Here is a 16,393-nt window from a genome sequence, read left to right on the forward strand (position 1 = left end):
TGCCCGGGGCTTCAAGGGCCCGGGGCGCCCCGTGACCGGATGCGGAGAGGGAGGTCACAACCGCGCTGCGACCCCGCCGCGGCAGGGCGGAACGCAGAACGGTGCGGGTACTCTGGAGGGCAGCCCCAGTGACCGTCGATGCAAGGAGTCATTGTCCATGCCCAAGATCATCTACACCGAGACCGATGAAGCGCCCATGCTGGCCACGTACTCGTTCAAGCCCATGGTCGAGGCGTTCGCGTCCACGGCCGGGGTGGCGGTGGAGACCCGCGACATCTCCCTGGCCGCCCGCATCCTGGCCCAGTTCCCGGACCGGCTCACCGACGAGCAGCGCGTCCCGGACACCCTTGCGGAGCTCGGTGAGCTCGCGAAGACCCCGGAAGCCAACATCGTGAAGCTTCCCAACATCTCCGCGTCCATCCCGCAGCTCAAGGCCACCATCAAGGAGCTGCAGGCGGACGGCTACGACCTGCCGGACTACCCCGAGGACGCCTCCAGCGACGAGGCCAAGGACATCCGCGCGCGCTACGACCGTGTGAAGGGCTCCGCCGTGAACCCCGTGCTGCGCGAGGGCAACTCGGACCGCCGTGCGCCCAAGGCCGTGAAGGAATATGCCAAGAAGCACCCGCACACCATGGGTGCCTGGTCCAAGGACTCCAGGACCAACGTGGCCACCCTGGGCCACGACGACTTCCGCACCAACGAGCAGTCCGTGGTGATGCCCGCGGACGACACCCTCACCATCCAGCTGGTCAGCGGCGACGAGACCACCGTGCTCAAGCAGTCCGTGCCCGTGCTCGCCGGTGAGGTGGTGGACGCCACCTTCATGAGCGCCGCCGCCCTGGACGAGTTCCTCACGGCCCAGGTGGCCCGCGCCAAGGAGGAGGGCGTCCTGTTCTCCGCCCACCTCAAGGCCACCATGATGAAGGTCTCGGACCCCATCATCTTCGGCCACGTGGTCAGCGCGTTCTTCCAGGACGTGATGGAGCGCTACGGCCAGGATCTCGCCGCGGCGGGGCTCTCCCCCAACGACGGCCTGGGTGGCATCCTCTCCGGTCTCGATGCGCTCGAGAACGGGAAAGAGATCGCCGCGGCGTTCCAGGAGGCCATCGACAACGGCCCCGAGCTCGCCTACGTGAACTCGGACAGGGGCATCACCAACCTGCACGTGCCCTCGGACGTGATCGTGGACGCCTCCATGCCCGCGATGATCCGCACCTCGGGTCAGATGTGGGGCCGCCACGGCGAGCAGAAGGACACCCTGGCCGTGCTGCCGGACTCCTCCTACGCCGGTGTGTACCAGGCGGTGATCGACGACTGCCGCGAGAACGGCGCGTACGACCCCACCACCATGGGCACCGTGCCGAACGTGGGGCTGATGGCGCAGAAGGCCGAGGAGTACGGCTCCCACGACAAGACCTTCGAGATCCAGGAGGCCGGCACCGTGCAGGTGGTGAACTCCGCCGGTGAGGTGCTGATGTCCCACGACGTGGCCCCCGGTGACATCTGGCGCGCGTGCCAGGCCAAGGACGCTCCCATCAAGGACTGGGTGCAGCTGGCTGTGCGCCGCTCCCGCGAGTCCGGGATGCCAGCGGTGTTCTGGCTGGACGAGTCCCGCGCCCACGACCGCAACCTGATCGAGAAGGTGAACACCTACCTCGCCCAGGAGGACACGGACGGGCTGGACATCCGCATCCTCTCCCCCGTGGCGGCCACGAAGTTCACGATCGAGCGCATCCGCCGCGGCGAGGACACCATCTCGGTGACCGGCAACGTGCTGCGCGACTACCTCACGGACCTGTTCCCCATCCTGGAACTGGGCACCTCCGCCAAGATGCTGTCCATCGTGCCGCTCATGAACGGCGGCGGCCTCTTCGAGACCGGTGCCGGCGGCTCCGCTCCCAAGCACGTGCAGCAGCTGCAGGCTGAGAACCACCTGCGCTGGGACTCCCTCGGTGAGTTCTTGGCACTGGCGGCGTCCTTCGAGCACCTGGCCACGCGCTTCGACAACCCCAAGGCGAAGGTCCTCGCGGACACCCTGGACCGGGCCACGGGCACGTTCCTCAACGAGAACAAGTCCCCGTCCCGCAAGGTCAACGAGCTGGACAACCGCGGTTCGCACTTCTACCTGGCCATGTACTGGGCCGAGGAGCTCGCCCGGCAGACCGAGGACACGGAGCTCGCGCAGGCCTTCCAGCAGGTCGCGTCCGAGCTGCGCGCCAACGAGGACACCATCAACGCCGAGCTGCTCGGCGTGCAGGGCTCCCCCGCGGACCTCGGTGGCTACTACTGGCCCAAGCCGCAGCTCGTCTCGGGCGTCATGCGCCCGTCCGCCACGCTGAACCGGATCATGGACTCGCTCTCCGCCTGATCCGCTCCGCACAGCACGACGCCGCCGCGTCCCCTCCCCGGGGGCGCGGCGGCGTCGTTTCTCGGCCGGTGTGGGAGCCGCGGGCCAGGAATGGGCGACGGCAGCGGCGTCGCATCTCCTGACGCAGCCCGCAGGGAGGGGGTCAGGACAGGGCGGCCACGGCGGCGTCGTAGTCCGGCTCCTCGGTGATCTCCGGGACGAGCTGGGTGTGGACCACCTGACCGTTCTCGTCCACGACCACCACGGCACGGGCGAGCAGGCCCTCGAGGGGGCCGTCGGTCATGGTCACGCCGTAGTCATCGCCGAACGAGGAGCGGAACGCGGACGCGTTGACCACGTTGTCGATGCCCTCCGCGCTGCAGAAGCGGGCCTGCGCGAACGGCAGGTCCTTGGACACGCACAGCACGGCGGTGTCCTGCAGCTCGGTGGCGCGCTGGTTGAACTCGCGCACGGACTGGGCGCACACGCCCGTGTCCAGGGACGGGAAGATGTTGAGCACCATGCGCTTGCCGGTGAACTCGTCGGACGCCACGGGACTGAGGTCCGCGCCCACCAGCTCGAAGGGGCGGACGGTGGCGCCCCGGGCGGGCAGCTCGCCCACGGTGTGCACGGGATTTCCTTGGAATGCGGTATCAGCCATGCCCTCATTGTGACGGGGCGCGACCACACGCCGCCAGGGGCTTGCGCCGTGCGCTGAACGGGTGCCGCTGATACTGTCGATCCCACCGAAATCTTGTGACGCACCACACACGTGTCACGCATCCCAGGAGGAACCACCGTGAGCCTCACGCCCATGACCGTGGCAGTGACCGGCGCCGCCGGCCAGATCGGCTACAGCCTGCTCTTCCGCATCGCCCACGGCGACCTCCTGGGTCGCGAGCGCCCGGTGCGGCTGCGCCTGCTGGAGATTCCCGCGGCGCTGCCCGCACTGGAGGGCACGGTCATGGAGCTGCAGGACTGCGCCTTCCCGCTGCTGCAGGACGTGGAGATCGGCTCGGACCCGCGCGAGGTGTTCGACGGCGCCCAGCTCGCCCTGCTCGTGGGTGCCCGCCCGCGCGCCAAGGGCATGGAGCGCGGTGACCTGCTGGAGGCCAACGGGGCCATCTTCACCGAGCAGGGCAGGGCCCTCAACGAGGTGGCCCACCACGACGTCCGCGTGGTCGTGACGGGCAACCCCGCGAACACCAATGCGCTGATCGCCCAGCGCAACGCACCGGACATCCCGGCCTCCCGCTTCAGCGCCCTCACCCGCCTGGACCACAACCGCGCGGTGGCCATGCTGGCCGCGGAGACCGGTGCCGACGTGGCCGAGGTGAAGCACCTGAGCGTGTGGGGCAACCACTCCGCCACGCAGTACCCGGACCTCGACCACGCCACCGTGGCGCGGCGCCCGGCCCTCGAGATGGTGTCCCGCGAGTGGGTCACCGAGACCTTCATCCCCACGGTGGCGCAGCGCGGTGCGGCGATCCTGCAGGCCCGGGGAGCGTCGTCGGCGGCCTCCGCGGCGAACGCGACCATCGACCACGCCCGCGACCTCATGCTGGGCAACTCCCGCGGGGACTGGACGTCCATGGCCGTGCGCTCGGACGGCTCCTACGGTGTGCCCGAGGGGCTCATCAGCTCGTTCCCCGTGACCACGTCCGGTGGGGACTGGTCGATCGTGCAGGGCCTGGAGATCTCGGAGTTCTCCCGGGCGCGCATCGACGCCTCCGTGGCGGAGCTGGAGTCGGAGCGCGCCGCGGTCACGGAGCTGGGCCTTATCTGAGGAGCGGCGCTACCACACCGCGCGGCATCCGCGCCGCTGCGGTTCCCCGGTTGTCTCGCGGCCCTGGCAGGAAACTCACGGAACGGAAGGAGACAACGGTGTGCCAAGGACACAGTGGCCTGCCCGAGCCGAATGCGATTCTCATCCGACCGGCTCGTCCCCAGGATGACATTTTTCTGGCCCGGATCGACCACGCCGGATGGTCGACCAGGACAGATCCCGGCGATCATTGGAGCGCCGACCGACCGTTCTTCGGCCCACCCACCGGGACCACCGTGGACGAAGTCCACGTGGCTTGTCGGTCCGGGAGCATCGTGGGCTACGTTAAGGCACGCCCCGAATCCGGACCGTTCGGCGACTGGTACATCGGCGGGCTCGCTGTTGCTCCGGCGGCACGCAGACGGGGGGGTGGCCCGCCAACTCGTGCATGCCGCAGTGGACCGGGCCGCACGGCATCAAGGCCGCCAAGTGTGGCTGAAAGTACTGTCCACCAATGTCCCGGCAATCGAGCTGTACTCGTCCCTCGGCTTCGTGGAATTGGCACGGACTCCCGAAGCCTTCGAGCAGCGACCGGGAGCGGATGATCTGCGGCTCGCGCGTTCACTTGGGGTTGCTTCACCCGGTCTCATGGGGTGAACGGCCAGCCCATTGGGCCCCGCAGCCGCAACCTCCGTGGTCGAAAGCTCTGGCCGACCGGATGCGGAGACCGATGCGTGCGACATCTCAAAACCCAAGGCGTCGAGCGCGGTCACACAGCGAGTGTTCTTCCGCGGGCACCGGTACACGTGTTCGCATCGATGCAGGACCAAGCGTTCCGGCCATCTCCTGATGCCTCTCCCCCCGCAGTCCCGAACGGGATCGAGTGCAGATTTTGCCGTGAATGGCGTGGATTTGGGCACACGCTGCACATAATCCTGGGTGGATGAGGGCGCACCGGCGCCGCGCCGGGTCAGTTGCGCCCGGTGGGTCGGTGCTGCGCGTCGGATCAGTGCTGCGCGGCGTCGAGGGCCGTGTGGAAGGCGGCCTCCGCGTCCGCCGAGAACGGGACGAAGACCACCGTCTCCACGTTCGTGTCCGTGTCCAGCACCGTGTGCACCGCGATCTCCGCGGCACTGTCCATGGGCCAGCCGTAGATGCCGGCGGAGATGGCGGGGAACGCCACGGACGTGGCCCCGATCTCGTCCGCCACGCGCAGCGACTCCCGGTAGCAGGACGCGAGGATGTCGCTCTTGTCCTTGGTCTTGGCGAACACCGGGCCCACGGTGTGGATCACCCAGCGCGCGGGGAGGTCGTAGCCGTCGGTGGCCACTGCCTGTCCCGCGGGGAGACCGTCCTTGAGCGTGGTCTCCCGGAGGTGCCAGCACTCCGCGAGCAGCTGCTTTCCGGCCGCGCGGTGGATGGCGCCGTCCACTCCCCCGCCGCCGAGCAGCTTGGAGTTGGCGGCGTTGACGATGGCGTCCGTCCGGACCGTGGTGATGTCACCCTTACGGATCTCGATGTTCATGGGGCCACTTTACTGCGGCGCCCCGGGTGAGCGAGGGCCGAGAAGCCCGCCCACGGGAGTGCCGCACGAGGTGAGTCCTCCCGCCGGCCCGCGGTTGCGAGTGCAGGGCCGTGCGCTCACTCGGCGGCCGGACCCACGTACATCCAGCGCTTCGCGCGCCGGGTGAACTCGGAGACCTCGTGCAGCTCCAGGGCTCGGCCACCGCTCACATGGGCTGCGGTGAACTCCACGATCCCGTGCTCGTCCTCGGGTCCACCGGCCACGGTGCTGTCCACACGCAGACCCGTCCACCGGGTGTCGGGGTCGATGGACACGTCCGCCGGCCGGGTCAGGGGGTGCCACGTGCGGAACAGGTGGTCCTCCGCCCCGGTGGCGAAGGCCGTGAACCGGGAGCGCATCAGCGCCTCCGCCGTCTCCGGCCACGTCTCGTTCGCCAGGGCGGGGCCGCAGCAGGAGGACAGGGACGCACCGGCGGGCAGGCCGCCGCAGGGACAGACGTTCATGCTCCCCGAGAGTACCCCCACACCCGCGCACCACGGTCGAGCGTGCTCAGCCGCCGGGAGCGGCGGCCAGGGCGAGGGCGTCGTCGAGCATCTGCTCCGTGAGCAGACCGGTGAAGGTGTTGCGCTGGCTCACGTGGTAGCAGCCCACGAGTCGCACGGTGCGTCCGTCCGGTGTGTGCAGCTCGGTCACCGCGCCGTGCCCGAACTTCGGACGCGGCCTGGGGACCTCCCAGCCCATGCGCACGGCGGCGGCGAGGACCGTCTGCCACGCGATGCCGCCCAGCGCGAGCATGCCCTGCAGGTTCGTGAGCAAGGAGATCTCCGCGTCGAACCACCCGCCGCACGCGGCCTTCTCCTCCGGGGTGGGCTTGTTGGCCGGTGGTGCGCAGCGCACGGGTGCCACCATCCGCACGCCGTGCAGCGTCTGCCCGTCCCCGGCGGTGGACACCGTCTCGTGCTCCGCGAGGCCCGCGCGGTGCAGCGCCGCGTAGATCCAGTCCCCCGCGCGGTCCCCGGTGAACATGCGGCCCGTGCGGTTGCCGCCGTTCGCCGCGGGCGCCAGGCCGATCACCGCGAGCCGCGCCCGGGGGTCCCCGTAGGACGGCACGGGTCTGCCCCAGTAGGGCTCCCCCGCGAAGGACGCGCGCTTGTGCTCGGCCACGTCCTCCCGCCACTCCACGAGTCGCTCGCACGCCCGGCACACGCTGGCCATGGCGTTGAGCCGGTCCACGTCCGCGGCGGTCGCGGCGAGCTCACGGACGCGGGCGGCGTCGTGCGCCACGGGCGCGTCCGACGGCGCGGGGTCCTCCGGCCATCCCGTGCCGGGCGGCACCGGGGATGGGAAGAGCTGTCCGGTGAGCGGGTGCGGAAGACCCGGGGTGGTCTGTTCGGTCATCGTGGGCCTTTCCTGGGATCCGTGGGTGCGGCCCCTCCCGCGGGCGGCGGACTTCGGCGAGGGGCGGCCGGAGGGCGATGGGGCGGCGGCGTCCGCTCAGAGCAGGGTGTCCTCGCCCAGCCGGCGCATGATCTTGCGGCGCCACTGCTCCGGGAACTCCGGGGCGCGGGTCAGGCCGCGCAGCGCGTCCCGGTCCGCGACCCCGGCGGCCATGATGCGCACGACGTCGCTCACGGACACCGCGCCCGAGGGCCGGCTCACGAACTCGAAGGCGTCCCCGGCGCCCACGTGACCCTCGCGCAGCACCCGCAGGTAGAACCCGGTGCGGGCGGTCTGCTCCATCTCCCGCGGCAGGTCCCAGTCCGACCAGCGCCGGGAGATGGTGTTGCACGGGGTGCGCGGCTGCGTCACCTGGACCACGGCGGTGCCCACCTGGAACACGTCCCCCAGACAGACCCGCTCCTCCGTGGCACCGCGCAGGGTGAGGTTCTCGGAGAACGCGCCCGCGTCCAGGTCGCGGCCCTCGCGCCGCCAGGCGTCGTAGTTCTCGGCCGCGTAGCAGCACACGGCCTTGTCCGGGCCGCCGTGGTGCTTGCGGTCGCCCTGCTCGTCCCCGATGAAACCGGTGCCGCTGAGGAACACCCTCCCGGTGCGGGGCTCCTTCTCCGCGGCGGTCTCGATGTCCCGGCCGTCCCATTCGTGGTGGCGCACCGCCCCGGTGTGCAGGGCGGTCACCTCGGCGTCCGTGACGGTCTGCTGGGGGTTGTCCATGTCAGCTCCTGGTCCTCGTCGCGTGGGAATGGTGGGTCTCGGATGCCGCCGGAGTGCACTCCGGGCAACGGGTGCGGGCACCGGTGCCCGTGCAGGTCTCGCAGCACAGGAACAGCCGACGGCAGTCCTGGTCCGCGCAGTTCACGAACCGGGGTGTGGGCTCACCGCACTGCACGCACGTTCCCAGTGACCGCGCGTCCGGCGAGAACTCCACGTGCATCCGCCTGTCGAACACGTACAGGGAGCCGTCCCACAACCCTGTGCTCCCGTACGCCTCGCCGTAGCGCACGATGCCCCCGTCCAGCTGGTAGACGTCGCGGAAGCCGCGGTTCCTGAGGAGCACGCTCAGCACCTCGCACCGGACGCCGCCGGTGCAGTAGGTCACCACGGCCTTGTCCCTGAGGTGGTCGTAGGCTCCGGAGTCCAGCTCGGCGAGGAGGTCGCGGGTGGTCTGCGCCCTCGGCACCACCGCGTTGCGGAACCTCCCGATGCGCGCCTCCAGCTCGTTGCGGCCGTCGAGGAGGACGACGTCCTCGCCGCGCTGCGCCACCAGCTCGTGCAGCTCGTCGGGCAACAGGCGCGTGCCCCCGCCCACCACCCCGCGTTCGGTCACCCGGATCACGTCCGGGGCGTCGAAGGTCACCAGCTCGGGGCGCACCTTCACGCTCAGCCGGGGGAAGTCGTCCCCCGCGCCGTCCGACCACTTGACGTCCGCGTCCTTGAACGGGGCGTACTCCCGCAGCCCACGCACGTAGGCCTTGACGTCGTGGATGTCTCCGCCCACCGTGGCGTTGATCCCCTGTTCCGACACGATGATCCGGCCCTTCACGCCGCACCGCTGCGCGAGGGTGAGCTGCCACAGTTTCACCGCCTCCGGGTCCGCCAGCGGCGTGAAGACGTAGAACAGCACGATCTTGGGGAGGGACATGTGCTCCAGGGTAGTAGGGCCCGGGCGGTGTCGTCGTGGCGGACGCCGCTGCCGGTTGACGGCACGCGAACCGGGTCTCGTCCCGTGGCGGCCCCGTCCGACGACCGGTGCGGGCTGCCCGATGCCACCACGCTCGCTGCGTCCGCCCGAACGACGGCGGTCCCAGCCCTACGTGCCGTCACCGTCCTTGCGCGCCGCGGGCCTGCGGCGCAGCCGCGTGAGCGCACCGGGGCTCAGGTTGGCGGGGCCCGGCAGCCGCCACCCGAAGCGACGCGCGGACACGCTGACCACGGCGCTGAGCACGATGGCGCCGGCCATCCCGTGGCTGGGGCGCCCGAGCCCGGCGGCCAGTGCCATGACGGAGCTCGCGAGCAGCGCGCTGGTCGCGTAGAGGGTGTTGCCGCCGAAGATCGCGGGCAGGCGCCCCACGGCGATGTCGCGGATCATTCCGCCGCCCACCGCGGTCACCACCCCCAGCAGGATCGCCGGCGGCCACGCGAGGCCCACGCCCAGTGCCTTGATCGTGCCCGTGGCCGCCCAGCACCCCACGGACAGGCAGTCCGCCACGAACAGTGCCCGGAAGGTCCATCTGCTGCCGAACACCATGAGGTAGGCGATCAGCGCCCCCGCCAGAGCGGTGCTCAGGTACGCCGGATTGGTCAGGGCCACGGGGAACCCCTGCTGCAGCAGGGTGTCGCGGAGGATGCCGCCGCCGAGCCCCGAGATGATGGCCAGCACCGTGAACCCCACGAGGTCCATGCGCAGCTGGCGGGCCACCACCCCGCCCAGGACGCCGTTGGTGAGCACCCCCAGGAGGTCCACGAGATCGAAGACCGCCCCCGCCTCGATGTCCACCGTGATCTCCCGTCTCCTCAGCCGCGCGGCCCCGGCGCCGGGACCAGCATAGGACCGGTCCGCGTCCGCCGAGGCCGGATCCGCGATCCATTCGTGCGCACGGGGTGCCCGCCACACCATTGCCGTTGCGCGATACCGAACATGGTTCCATTCTCGAACAAAGTTCGCCTATAGAACACCGTTCGGGAAAGGTCCCCACATGTCATCACCCCTCCCCGAGCCGATCACCGGATCGGCTCCCGTCACCACGCCGCGTTCCCGCGTCCCATCCCTCCGCGCGGCCTGGCTGCCGTTCACGGCCCTGTGCCTCGCCTTCTTCGTGGAGATGGTGGACAACACCGTCCTGACCATCGCGCTGCCCACCATGGGCCGGGACCTCCACGCGTCCACCGCGCAGCTGCAGTGGGTCACGGGCGCCTACTCCCTGGTGTTCGGATCGCTGCTGCTCACCGCGGGGTCGCTGGCGGACCGGTTCGGCCGACGCCGCGTGCTCATCACCGGTCTCGCGGGCTTCGGTCTGGTCTCCGCGCTCGTCTGGCTCGTCACGGACGCGAACCAGCTCATCGCGCTGCGCGCCGTCATGGGCCTGTTCGCCGCGTGCATGGCACCGGTGACCATGTCCCTGGTCTTCCGGCTCTTCGACGACGAGAAGGTGCGCATGCGGGCCATCTCCCTCATGGTGATGGTGGGCATGGGCTCCATGGCCCTGGGCCCGGTGGTCGCCGGTGGTGCGCTGCATGCCGTCAGCTGGCACTGGCTGCTGTTCGTCAACACCCCCATCGCGGCGTTCGCCGTCCTCGGTCTGCTCCTCGGCGTGTCGAAGGACACCGCCGAGGACCTGCACCGCGCGCCGCTCGACGTCCCCGCCGCGGTCCTCACGATGGCCGCCGTGGGTCTCGGGTGCTACGCCCTCACCAGCGGTGTGGACCACGGCTGGGGCTCCCCCATCACCGTCGGCTGCTTCGTGGCGGCGGTGCTCTCCGTGATCGGATTCATCCTGCGCGAGCGCAGTGCCCGGCACCCCCTGCTCGACCTCTCGCTGCTCACCCACCCCACGGTGCGCGGCTCGGCACTGGCCCAGCTGGCGTCCTCCGTGGCCATGATGGCCGCCATGTTCCTGCTCATCCTGCACTTCCAGTACGCGCTGGGCTGGTCGCCGATGAGGGCGGGACTCGGGAACCTGCCGTTCGTCGTCATGATGCTGCTCTCCAGCCCCGTCTCGGAGAAGCTCATCACCGCGTTCGGCCACCGCGTCACCTGTCTGGTCGCCACCGCCTCCGTGGTTCTCGGCACGCTCGTCCTCGCCGTCGGTGTAGCGCACGGCTACTGGGTGCTCGCCGTGGGGATGTCGGTCATGGCCCTGGGGCTGCGCATCATCATGACGGTGTGCGCGGTGGCGCTGATCGAGTCGGTTCCCGAGGACCGGACCTCGATCGGCACCGCGCTGAACGACGTCGCCCAGGAGCTCGGCACGTCCCTCGGCACCGCGGTGGTGGGCACGATGATCGCCGCGCTCGTGGCCACGGTGCTGCCCACCGGCGCCTGGGGCCCCGAGTTCACGCAGACCTTCTTCCACGGCGAGCGCACGACGTTCCTCGTCGTCGCGGCCCTCGTGGCCGTGGTCGGCGGCTACGGCTGCGCCACGCTCACGGACTCGCGCAGCGCGGAGGAGCACTGAACGCCCCCTCCTGCGCCCGGGCCACTTGGACCGGCGCCCGCCGTCCCGTCCCGCCCCGGGCACGGCTTCTGCGTGTCGGCGGGGTGGACCAGGATGGTGTCATGACTCACGTTCGCTCCGGATACACCCTGCTGGACGGCCCGCCCGCCGTGGCGGACTACCTCGCTCTGCGCCGTGACACGGGCATGCACCCCAAGACGGAGGAGCAGGCACGCGCCGGCAGCCACGGCGCCTGGGCAGCCGTTCACGTGCGGCACGACGACTCCGGGGCCACCGTGGGGATGGGCCGCGTGATCGGGGACGGCGGCTGGTACTTCCACGTGATCGACATGGCCGTGCTGCCCGAGCACCAGGGGCAGGGCCTGGGAAGCGCCGTCCTGCAGCACCTGCTGGACCGGATCCGCGAGGACGCCCCGCCGGGTGCGTACGTGAGCCTCATGGCGGACGGCCCCGGACAGCCCCTGTACGCCCGGCACGGGTTCCAGGACCGCGCACCGCACACCATCGGCATGGGCCGACGCCTGGACGGTCCGCGTGGGTGATCGGCCCTCCTGCGCAGACCCGTCCGGCGAGCACGAACCACACCGCCGCGGGGTCGGGCATCCGCTGTCCCCGAACCCCGGTGACGGGGTCCCGGGCACGAGTCACCCGCGCCCCGACGGCGCCGCCCCACCGGCCGCGGTCGGTCCACCCCGGTGGGACGCACCGTGCGGAACGGTGATCGGCCGGCGGGACGGGCCCGTGGACCGGGCCACCGGCATCCGGTATGCCCACGCGCAGCGGTACGAGCGTCCGCGGCCCGTGGCGGCGGCGTCGTCCGCGATCCGTGCCACCGAACCGGCGCCCGCGTGCCCCCAGCCGCCCATGCCGTTCCTGGACGACATCGTGGGCAGCACCATCGGGGACCTGCCGCAGGACGAGGACTGCCTGCGGGTCTCGGTGACCGCGCCCGCGGACACCCCTTGTGATGCGCGATTGCCCGTGATGGTGTGGATCCACGGCGGGTCCTACGCCGCCGGGGGTGGTGACGCCCCGTTCTACGATCCCGGCGCGCTCGTGGCGGAACAGGCCGTGATCGTGGTGAGCGTGACCTACCGGCTGGGGCTGCTGGGCTTCCTGGGCGATGGCGAGGCGATCCCCGCGAACCTCGGGCTGCTGGACATGATCGCCGCGCTGCGCTGGACCCGGGACAACATCGCCGCGTTCGGTGGTGACCCCGCGAACGTGACGCTGTTCGGGCAGTCCGCGGGCGGGGATGCCGTGGCACACCTGATGCTCGTCCCGGCCGCCCGCGAGCTGTTCCGCCGGGCCGTCATCCAGAGCGCCCCGTTCGGACTGCTGGCGGGACGTGCCAGGATGAGCGCGCTCATGGCCACCACCGCCGCCCCGCTCGCGCGGGACGCCCCGCTCACCGAGGTCCGTGCCATGCAGCAGCGCGTGGCGAAGGCCGCCACCCGGTACGGACTGAAGGGGCAGATGCCGTTCGGGCTGCAGTACGGCCAGGACCCGCTGCCGCCCGAGGACGAGCTGGACCGGTCCTGGCGGGACGCGGCACCGCACGTGGAGATCCTGGTGGGCAGCACGGCACGCGAGGCCGCGCTGTTCGCCGCCCGCATCCCCCCGCTGCTCTCCCGCATGCGGCATCCCCGCAGGGCCCGCAGGGTGGAGCGGTTCTTCATCAGCCCGTTCACCCGGCGGCTCTACGGCACGGGAGCCGTGCGGTTCGCGCAGCGTCACGCCCGGGCGGGTGGAACCGGTTGGCGCTACGAGTTCTCGTGGGGCATCGGGCGCAACCCCGTGGCCGCCTCGCACATCTCCGACCTGCCCCTGCTGTTCCCCGGCAGGGGCGTCTGGGGGTCCACGCCCCTGGTGGAGGGTCACACCCGGGCGGAGGTCCTGGCCGACGGCGCCGGGCTCCGCGCGGCGTGGGCCGACTTCGCGCGCGGGCGGACCGTCCGCAGTGACGCGCGGGCGGGGCTGCGGGTGTCCCCGCTCGGGGCCACGCCCTGAGAACCGGCGGGCTCCGAGAGTGCCACCGCAGCCCGCGGCCGTTGCAGGCCCGCCTGCTGTGTCAGTCTGACGCGGGAGGGAGCACCCCGGCCGCCCGGGCGATCTCCCCGTACGCCCTGGCGAGGTCGTCCAGTGACGAGTGGGCGTTCAGACCGCTCGGGTTCGGGGCCACGAACAGCTGGGTGCCCGGCCAGGGGGACTCCTGCCGACCCGTCGTGGCCCGGGGCCGGTCGAAGGCGGCCCGGTAGGCCGTGATCCCGAGAACGGCCACCACCGCCGGGTGCTGCTCCCGTATCAGCCGGTCCAGGCGCCGCGCCCCCTCGTGCAGCTCCTCCCGTGAGAGCTCGTCCGCCCGCGCGGTGGCCCGCGGGCACACGTTGCTGATGCCGATCCCCCGGCCGGTGAGCTGCTCCAGTTCCGCGGGGTCGTACCCGTCCGCCGCGTTGATCTGCAGGTCCGTGACACCGGCACGGTGCAGCGCAGGATAGAACCGGTTTCCCGGGCGGGCGAAGTGCGCCCCCGTGGCTGCGGTCCACAGTCCGGGGTTGATGCCCACGAACAGCAGGCGCAGCGGGCGGGGCAGCAGGTCCGGAACCGTGCGGTCCCGGAAGGACTCGAGTTCAGCGCGTGAGAAACCCATGGCAGCCCATGCTAGGCACCGGCGGTGACACGAGCCCGGCGCCGCCGCGCAGCACCACGGGTCGAAGACCGCCGCACACGGACGCGAGCCGGGAGCGGGCGGCGGCACCGCCTCCGTCCCGCTCAGGAGGCCGTCGCGGGCCTCGCGGGCGCCCTGCCCCCGGACCGCACGGCCGCCGCGCTCGCCAGGATCACCAGCGCCATGCCCGAGAGCTCCAGCGGGCCCAGGGCCTGGTCCAGGATCAGCCACCCCACCAGGGCGGCCACGGCGGGTGCCGTGCTCACGAGGATCGAGAAGGTCTGCGCCGGCAGCCGCCGCAGCGCCGCGAGCTCCAGCGCGTACGGCAGCGCGGAGGACAGCACCGCCACGGCCAGACCCACCAGCAGCACGCGCGGTCGCAGCAGGGCCGCGCCACCGCTGAGAACGCCGAACGGGGCCGCGAGCAGCGCACCCACCGCCATGCCCAGGGCCAGGCCCTGGATGCCCGAGAAGGACCGACCGGCCTGCCGGGACATCAGGATGTACAGGGCCCACATCCCCGCAGCCGCGAGCGCGAACAGCACACCCGCCGGATCGGGAATCGCCGTTCCCGGCCCCACACCGCTCAGCAGCAGCACCCCCGCGAGAGCCAGCGCGGCCCACAGCACACCGGTGAGCCTGCGGGACAGCACCACGGAGAGCGCGAGCGGACCGAGCAGCTCGATGGTCACGGCCACGCCGAGCGGCAACCGGTCGATGGCCTGGTAGATCAGCATGTTCATGGCACCCAGGGCGAGCCCGAACGCCAGCATCACGCCGAGGTTCCGGCGCGTGATCACCGCCGGGGACGGCCGGACAACGGCGCCCAGGACCACGGCGGCCATGGCCAGGCGCAGGAACACGGCGCCCAGGGCACCGACCTCCGCGAACAGGCTCACCGCGATGGCCGCCCCGGTCTGCGTGATGAACGCGGCGGCCACCACGAGAAGCACTCCCTGGGCGGTGGAGTCGTCGCGCGCCCGACCGGCGCGGAGGGGCGTGCGCACGGCTACCGCTCGGCCAGGAGGAACGTCCGCAGGGCCATGATCACCTGCTCCGGACGGTCCGAGTGCACCCAGTGGCTTGCACCGCGCACCGTGATCCGCACGGTCTTGGGGAACAGCGCCCGCATGGCAGGGGCGTCGGCGTCCTGGATGTAGGGGGAGTCCTCCCCCGCGATCCACAGCACGGGCCCCGTGAAGGTCCGGCCGGCCACGTCCTGCGCGGGCCAGTCCCCCACGGCATCGAGCTCGGCGTGCAGCAGATCCAGGTTGGGCTGCCACCCGAACCCGCCGTCCCGGTGCCGCAGGTTCTGCAGCAGGAACCCGCGCACCATGTCCTGGGGGATCTCGGCACGCAGGGCGGCGTCGGCCTGGGAGCGGTGCGTGATCCCGCTCAGGTCCAGGCGCTTGAGGGAGCCCAGCAGGTGCTCGAAGTCGCCTCGGGACGAGGCGGTGTCCGCCTCCTTGGAGTCCACGGGAGCGATGTCCTCCACCACCAGCCGGCGCACGAGGTCCGGGTGGCGCAGCGCCAGGATCATCGCCACCTTCCCGCCCATGGAGTGCCCCAGCACGTCCACGGGGCCGTCCGCGGCGAATCCCGCGCGCAGCTCCGCGGCCACGGTGTCCGCCATGTCGGCGTAGCCGAAGCTCTCGGTCCACGCCGAGTCCCCGTGGTTGGGCAGGTCCACCAGCAGGCACCGGAACTGCGGCTGCAGCCCCTTCGCGATGTTCGTGAAGTTCTTGCCCCGCCCGAACAGGCCGTGCAGGAACACCAGCCGGTGGTCTCCTGAGCCGATGAGCGTGGTCTTCAACGTGGGCTTCGCATCCTGGGGCACGCGGGTCAATGTACTGCGCCGCCGCACCGGCCGCCAAAGCCGACGACGCCGCACGGCGCGCGCCCGCCGCGCACCCCGGTGGACGCGGTGACGGGCGGCCGCCGGGTGGTGGTGCGGGCTACTCCGGGAAGTTCCCCCACACCAGCTGGGCACCCGCGTGACCCGTGAGCGCCGTCATGACCAGGGCGAACACGGCGAACCCCATGGCGAGGACGCGCAGCACCAGCAGAAGCGTGTCCCGCCGGGCAAAACGCTCCGGCGTGAGCCACCGCTCCGCGGCGTACAGGCACGCCGAGGCGCCGAGGGCGAGGCCCACAGCGACCACCAGCAGGTCCGCGTACTGGGCGTGCGGACCCACCTGACCCGGTGCGTGCTCACTGAGACCCATGGCGGGGAGCAGGGCCTCACCCGTGCTCTTGGCGATCACCGAGGCGAGGAGCGCCACGGCGTTGACTCCCACGGTGGTGGCACGGAGGCCGCGGCGCCACCGCGGGACGAGTGCCCACAGCAGCAGCAGGAGAGCCCCGAGGGGAGCGGCGACGACGGAGAGGTGGACGAGGAGCGGATGGGCGGGCAGTCCCGCGATCGATGCGAACACGCGATCATCTTCGACCCGGC

General features: G+C 71.5%; 17 protein-coding genes and 1 pseudogene. 7 read left to right on the forward strand and 11 right to left on the reverse strand.

Annotation, left to right across the window (positions count from 1 at the left end; genetic code table 11):
• Positions 1 to 157: 157 nt before the first annotated feature.
• A complete protein-coding gene (locus C1C97_RS04050) occupies positions 158 to 2,371 on the forward strand; it encodes an NADP-dependent isocitrate dehydrogenase (RefSeq protein WP_121030099.1) in 2,214 nt (737 codons plus the stop codon).
• A 142-nt stretch (positions 2,372 to 2,513) separates the two neighbouring features.
• Here the strand turns inward: C1C97_RS04050 and tpx are convergent, their stop codons facing one another.
• Positions 2,514 to 3,011, reverse strand: coding sequence for a thiol peroxidase (tpx, locus tag C1C97_RS04055; protein ID WP_121030101.1), 498 nt, complete (start codon positions 3,009 to 3,011; stop codon positions 2,514 to 2,516).
• Between the two features lie 153 nt (positions 3,012 to 3,164).
• Here tpx and C1C97_RS04060 point away from each other — a divergent pair, with 153 nt between their 5' ends.
• The 3 genes and pseudogenes from C1C97_RS04060 (at position 3,165) to C1C97_RS12760 (ending at position 4,772) form a co-directional block, all read left to right on the forward strand.
• Positions 3,165 to 4,136, forward strand: a complete 972-nt coding sequence (locus tag C1C97_RS04060) for a malate dehydrogenase (RefSeq protein ID WP_199712191.1) — start codon at positions 3,165 to 3,167, stop codon at positions 4,134 to 4,136.
• 290 nt (positions 4,137 to 4,426) lie between these two features.
• Positions 4,427 to 4,498 (forward strand): annotated as a pseudogene (locus tag C1C97_RS12755) (hypothetical protein); the annotation flags it as partial.
• Between the two features lie 19 nt (positions 4,499 to 4,517).
• Complete coding sequence (locus C1C97_RS12760) at positions 4,518 to 4,772, forward strand: GNAT family N-acetyltransferase (protein ID WP_407657242.1); 255 nt, start codon at positions 4,518 to 4,520, stop codon at positions 4,770 to 4,772.
• Between the two features lie 349 nt (positions 4,773 to 5,121).
• On the opposite strand, the gene C1C97_RS04070 is transcribed toward C1C97_RS12760, so the two are convergent.
• From C1C97_RS04070 to C1C97_RS04095, 6 genes are all read right to left on the reverse strand, one after another.
• Complete coding sequence (locus tag C1C97_RS04070) at positions 5,122 to 5,640, reverse strand: O-acetyl-ADP-ribose deacetylase (RefSeq protein ID WP_121030107.1); 519 nt, start codon at positions 5,638 to 5,640, stop codon at positions 5,122 to 5,124.
• A gap of 116 nt (positions 5,641 to 5,756) precedes the next feature.
• Positions 5,757 to 6,143 carry a YchJ family protein gene (locus tag C1C97_RS04075; RefSeq protein ID WP_110919300.1) on the reverse strand — a complete coding sequence of 129 codons (387 nt, stop codon included), beginning with the start codon at positions 6,141 to 6,143 and terminating at the stop codon, positions 5,757 to 5,759.
• Between the two features lie 46 nt (positions 6,144 to 6,189).
• A complete protein-coding gene (locus tag C1C97_RS04080; RefSeq protein ID WP_121030109.1) occupies positions 6,190 to 7,038 on the reverse strand; it encodes a uracil-DNA glycosylase in 849 nt (282 codons plus the stop codon).
• A 96-nt stretch (positions 7,039 to 7,134) separates the two neighbouring features.
• On the reverse strand, positions 7,135 to 7,809 hold the full coding sequence (locus C1C97_RS04085) for an MOSC domain-containing protein (RefSeq protein ID WP_121030111.1): 675 nt from the start codon (positions 7,807 to 7,809) through the stop codon (positions 7,135 to 7,137).
• A gap of 1 nt (position 7,810) precedes the next feature.
• Positions 7,811 to 8,737, reverse strand: coding sequence for an oxygen-dependent tRNA uridine(34) hydroxylase TrhO (gene trhO, locus C1C97_RS04090; RefSeq protein WP_121030113.1), 927 nt, complete (start codon positions 8,735 to 8,737; stop codon positions 7,811 to 7,813).
• A gap of 168 nt (positions 8,738 to 8,905) precedes the next feature.
• Positions 8,906 to 9,712 carry a trimeric intracellular cation channel family protein gene (locus C1C97_RS04095; protein ID WP_233542718.1) on the reverse strand — a complete coding sequence of 269 codons (807 nt, stop codon included), beginning with the start codon at positions 9,710 to 9,712 and terminating at the stop codon, positions 8,906 to 8,908.
• Positions 9,713 to 9,791: 79 nt separating this feature from the next.
• On the opposite strand from C1C97_RS04095, the gene C1C97_RS04100 reads away from it, so the two are divergent.
• The 3 genes from C1C97_RS04100 (at position 9,792) to C1C97_RS04110 (ending at position 13,280) form a co-directional block, all read left to right on the forward strand.
• Positions 9,792 to 11,270, forward strand: a complete 1,479-nt coding sequence (locus C1C97_RS04100) for an MFS transporter (protein ID WP_110919296.1) — start codon at positions 9,792 to 9,794, stop codon at positions 11,268 to 11,270.
• Between the two features lie 101 nt (positions 11,271 to 11,371).
• Positions 11,372 to 11,812: a GNAT family N-acetyltransferase gene (locus C1C97_RS04105; protein WP_110919295.1), complete on the forward strand. Its 441-nt coding sequence runs from the start codon at positions 11,372 to 11,374 to the stop codon at positions 11,810 to 11,812.
• Positions 11,805 to 13,280 carry a carboxylesterase family protein gene (locus tag C1C97_RS04110; protein WP_267897583.1) on the forward strand — a complete coding sequence of 492 codons (1,476 nt, stop codon included), beginning with the start codon at positions 11,805 to 11,807 and terminating at the stop codon, positions 13,278 to 13,280. The genes C1C97_RS04105 and C1C97_RS04110 overlap by 8 nt, the downstream gene beginning before the upstream one ends.
• A 61-nt stretch (positions 13,281 to 13,341) precedes the next feature.
• Here C1C97_RS04110 and C1C97_RS04115 read toward each other — a convergent pair whose 3' ends face one another.
• The 4 genes from C1C97_RS04115 to C1C97_RS04130 all read right to left on the reverse strand — a co-directional run bounded on the left by C1C97_RS04115 (position 13,342) and on the right by C1C97_RS04130 (position 16,373).
• Positions 13,342 to 13,920, reverse strand: a complete 579-nt coding sequence (locus C1C97_RS04115; protein WP_110919294.1) for a mismatch-specific DNA-glycosylase — start codon at positions 13,918 to 13,920, stop codon at positions 13,342 to 13,344.
• A gap of 122 nt (positions 13,921 to 14,042) precedes the next feature.
• Positions 14,043 to 14,945, reverse strand: a complete 903-nt coding sequence (locus C1C97_RS04120) for an EamA family transporter (RefSeq protein WP_121030115.1) — start codon at positions 14,943 to 14,945, stop codon at positions 14,043 to 14,045.
• 2 nt (positions 14,946 to 14,947) lie between these two features.
• Positions 14,948 to 15,775: an alpha/beta fold hydrolase gene (locus tag C1C97_RS04125; protein WP_110919292.1), complete on the reverse strand. Its 828-nt coding sequence runs from the start codon at positions 15,773 to 15,775 to the stop codon at positions 14,948 to 14,950.
• Between the two features lie 118 nt (positions 15,776 to 15,893).
• A complete protein-coding gene (locus tag C1C97_RS04130) occupies positions 15,894 to 16,373 on the reverse strand; it encodes a DUF2231 domain-containing protein (protein WP_110919291.1) in 480 nt (159 codons plus the stop codon).
• Positions 16,374 to 16,393 lie beyond the last annotated feature (20 nt).

The organism is Kocuria tytonis, from assembly GCF_003226895.2.
Taxonomy (GTDB): Bacteria; Actinomycetota; Actinomycetes; order Actinomycetales; family Micrococcaceae; genus Kocuria; species Kocuria tytonis.

Coding starts and splice junctions, on each gene's coding strand:
- C1C97_RS04080 (WP_121030109.1), bottom strand. CDS start 7,038: ATGACCGAACAGACCACCCCGGGTCTTCCGCACCCGCTCACCGGACAG.
- C1C97_RS04095 (WP_233542718.1), bottom strand. CDS start 9,712: ATGGTGTGGCGGGCACCCCGTGCGCACGAATGGATCGCGGATCCGGCC.
- C1C97_RS04105 (WP_110919295.1), top strand. CDS start 11,372: ATGACTCACGTTCGCTCCGGATACACCCTGCTGGACGGCCCGCCCGCC.
- C1C97_RS04050 (WP_121030099.1), top strand. CDS start 158: ATGCCCAAGATCATCTACACCGAGACCGATGAAGCGCCCATGCTGGCC.
- trhO (WP_121030113.1), bottom strand. CDS start 8,737: ATGTCCCTCCCCAAGATCGTGCTGTTCTACGTCTTCACGCCGCTGGCG.
- C1C97_RS04115 (WP_110919294.1), bottom strand. CDS start 13,920: ATGGGTTTCTCACGCGCTGAACTCGAGTCCTTCCGGGACCGCACGGTT.
- C1C97_RS04075 (WP_110919300.1), bottom strand. CDS start 6,143: ATGAACGTCTGTCCCTGCGGCGGCCTGCCCGCCGGTGCGTCCCTGTCC.
- C1C97_RS04070 (WP_121030107.1), bottom strand. CDS start 5,640: ATGAACATCGAGATCCGTAAGGGTGACATCACCACGGTCCGGACGGAC.
- C1C97_RS04085 (WP_121030111.1), bottom strand. CDS start 7,809: ATGGACAACCCCCAGCAGACCGTCACGGACGCCGAGGTGACCGCCCTG.
- C1C97_RS04060 (WP_199712191.1), top strand. CDS start 3,165: ATGACCGTGGCAGTGACCGGCGCCGCCGGCCAGATCGGCTACAGCCTG.
- C1C97_RS04100 (WP_110919296.1), top strand. CDS start 9,792: ATGTCATCACCCCTCCCCGAGCCGATCACCGGATCGGCTCCCGTCACC.
- tpx (WP_121030101.1), bottom strand. CDS start 3,011: ATGGCTGATACCGCATTCCAAGGAAATCCCGTGCACACCGTGGGCGAG.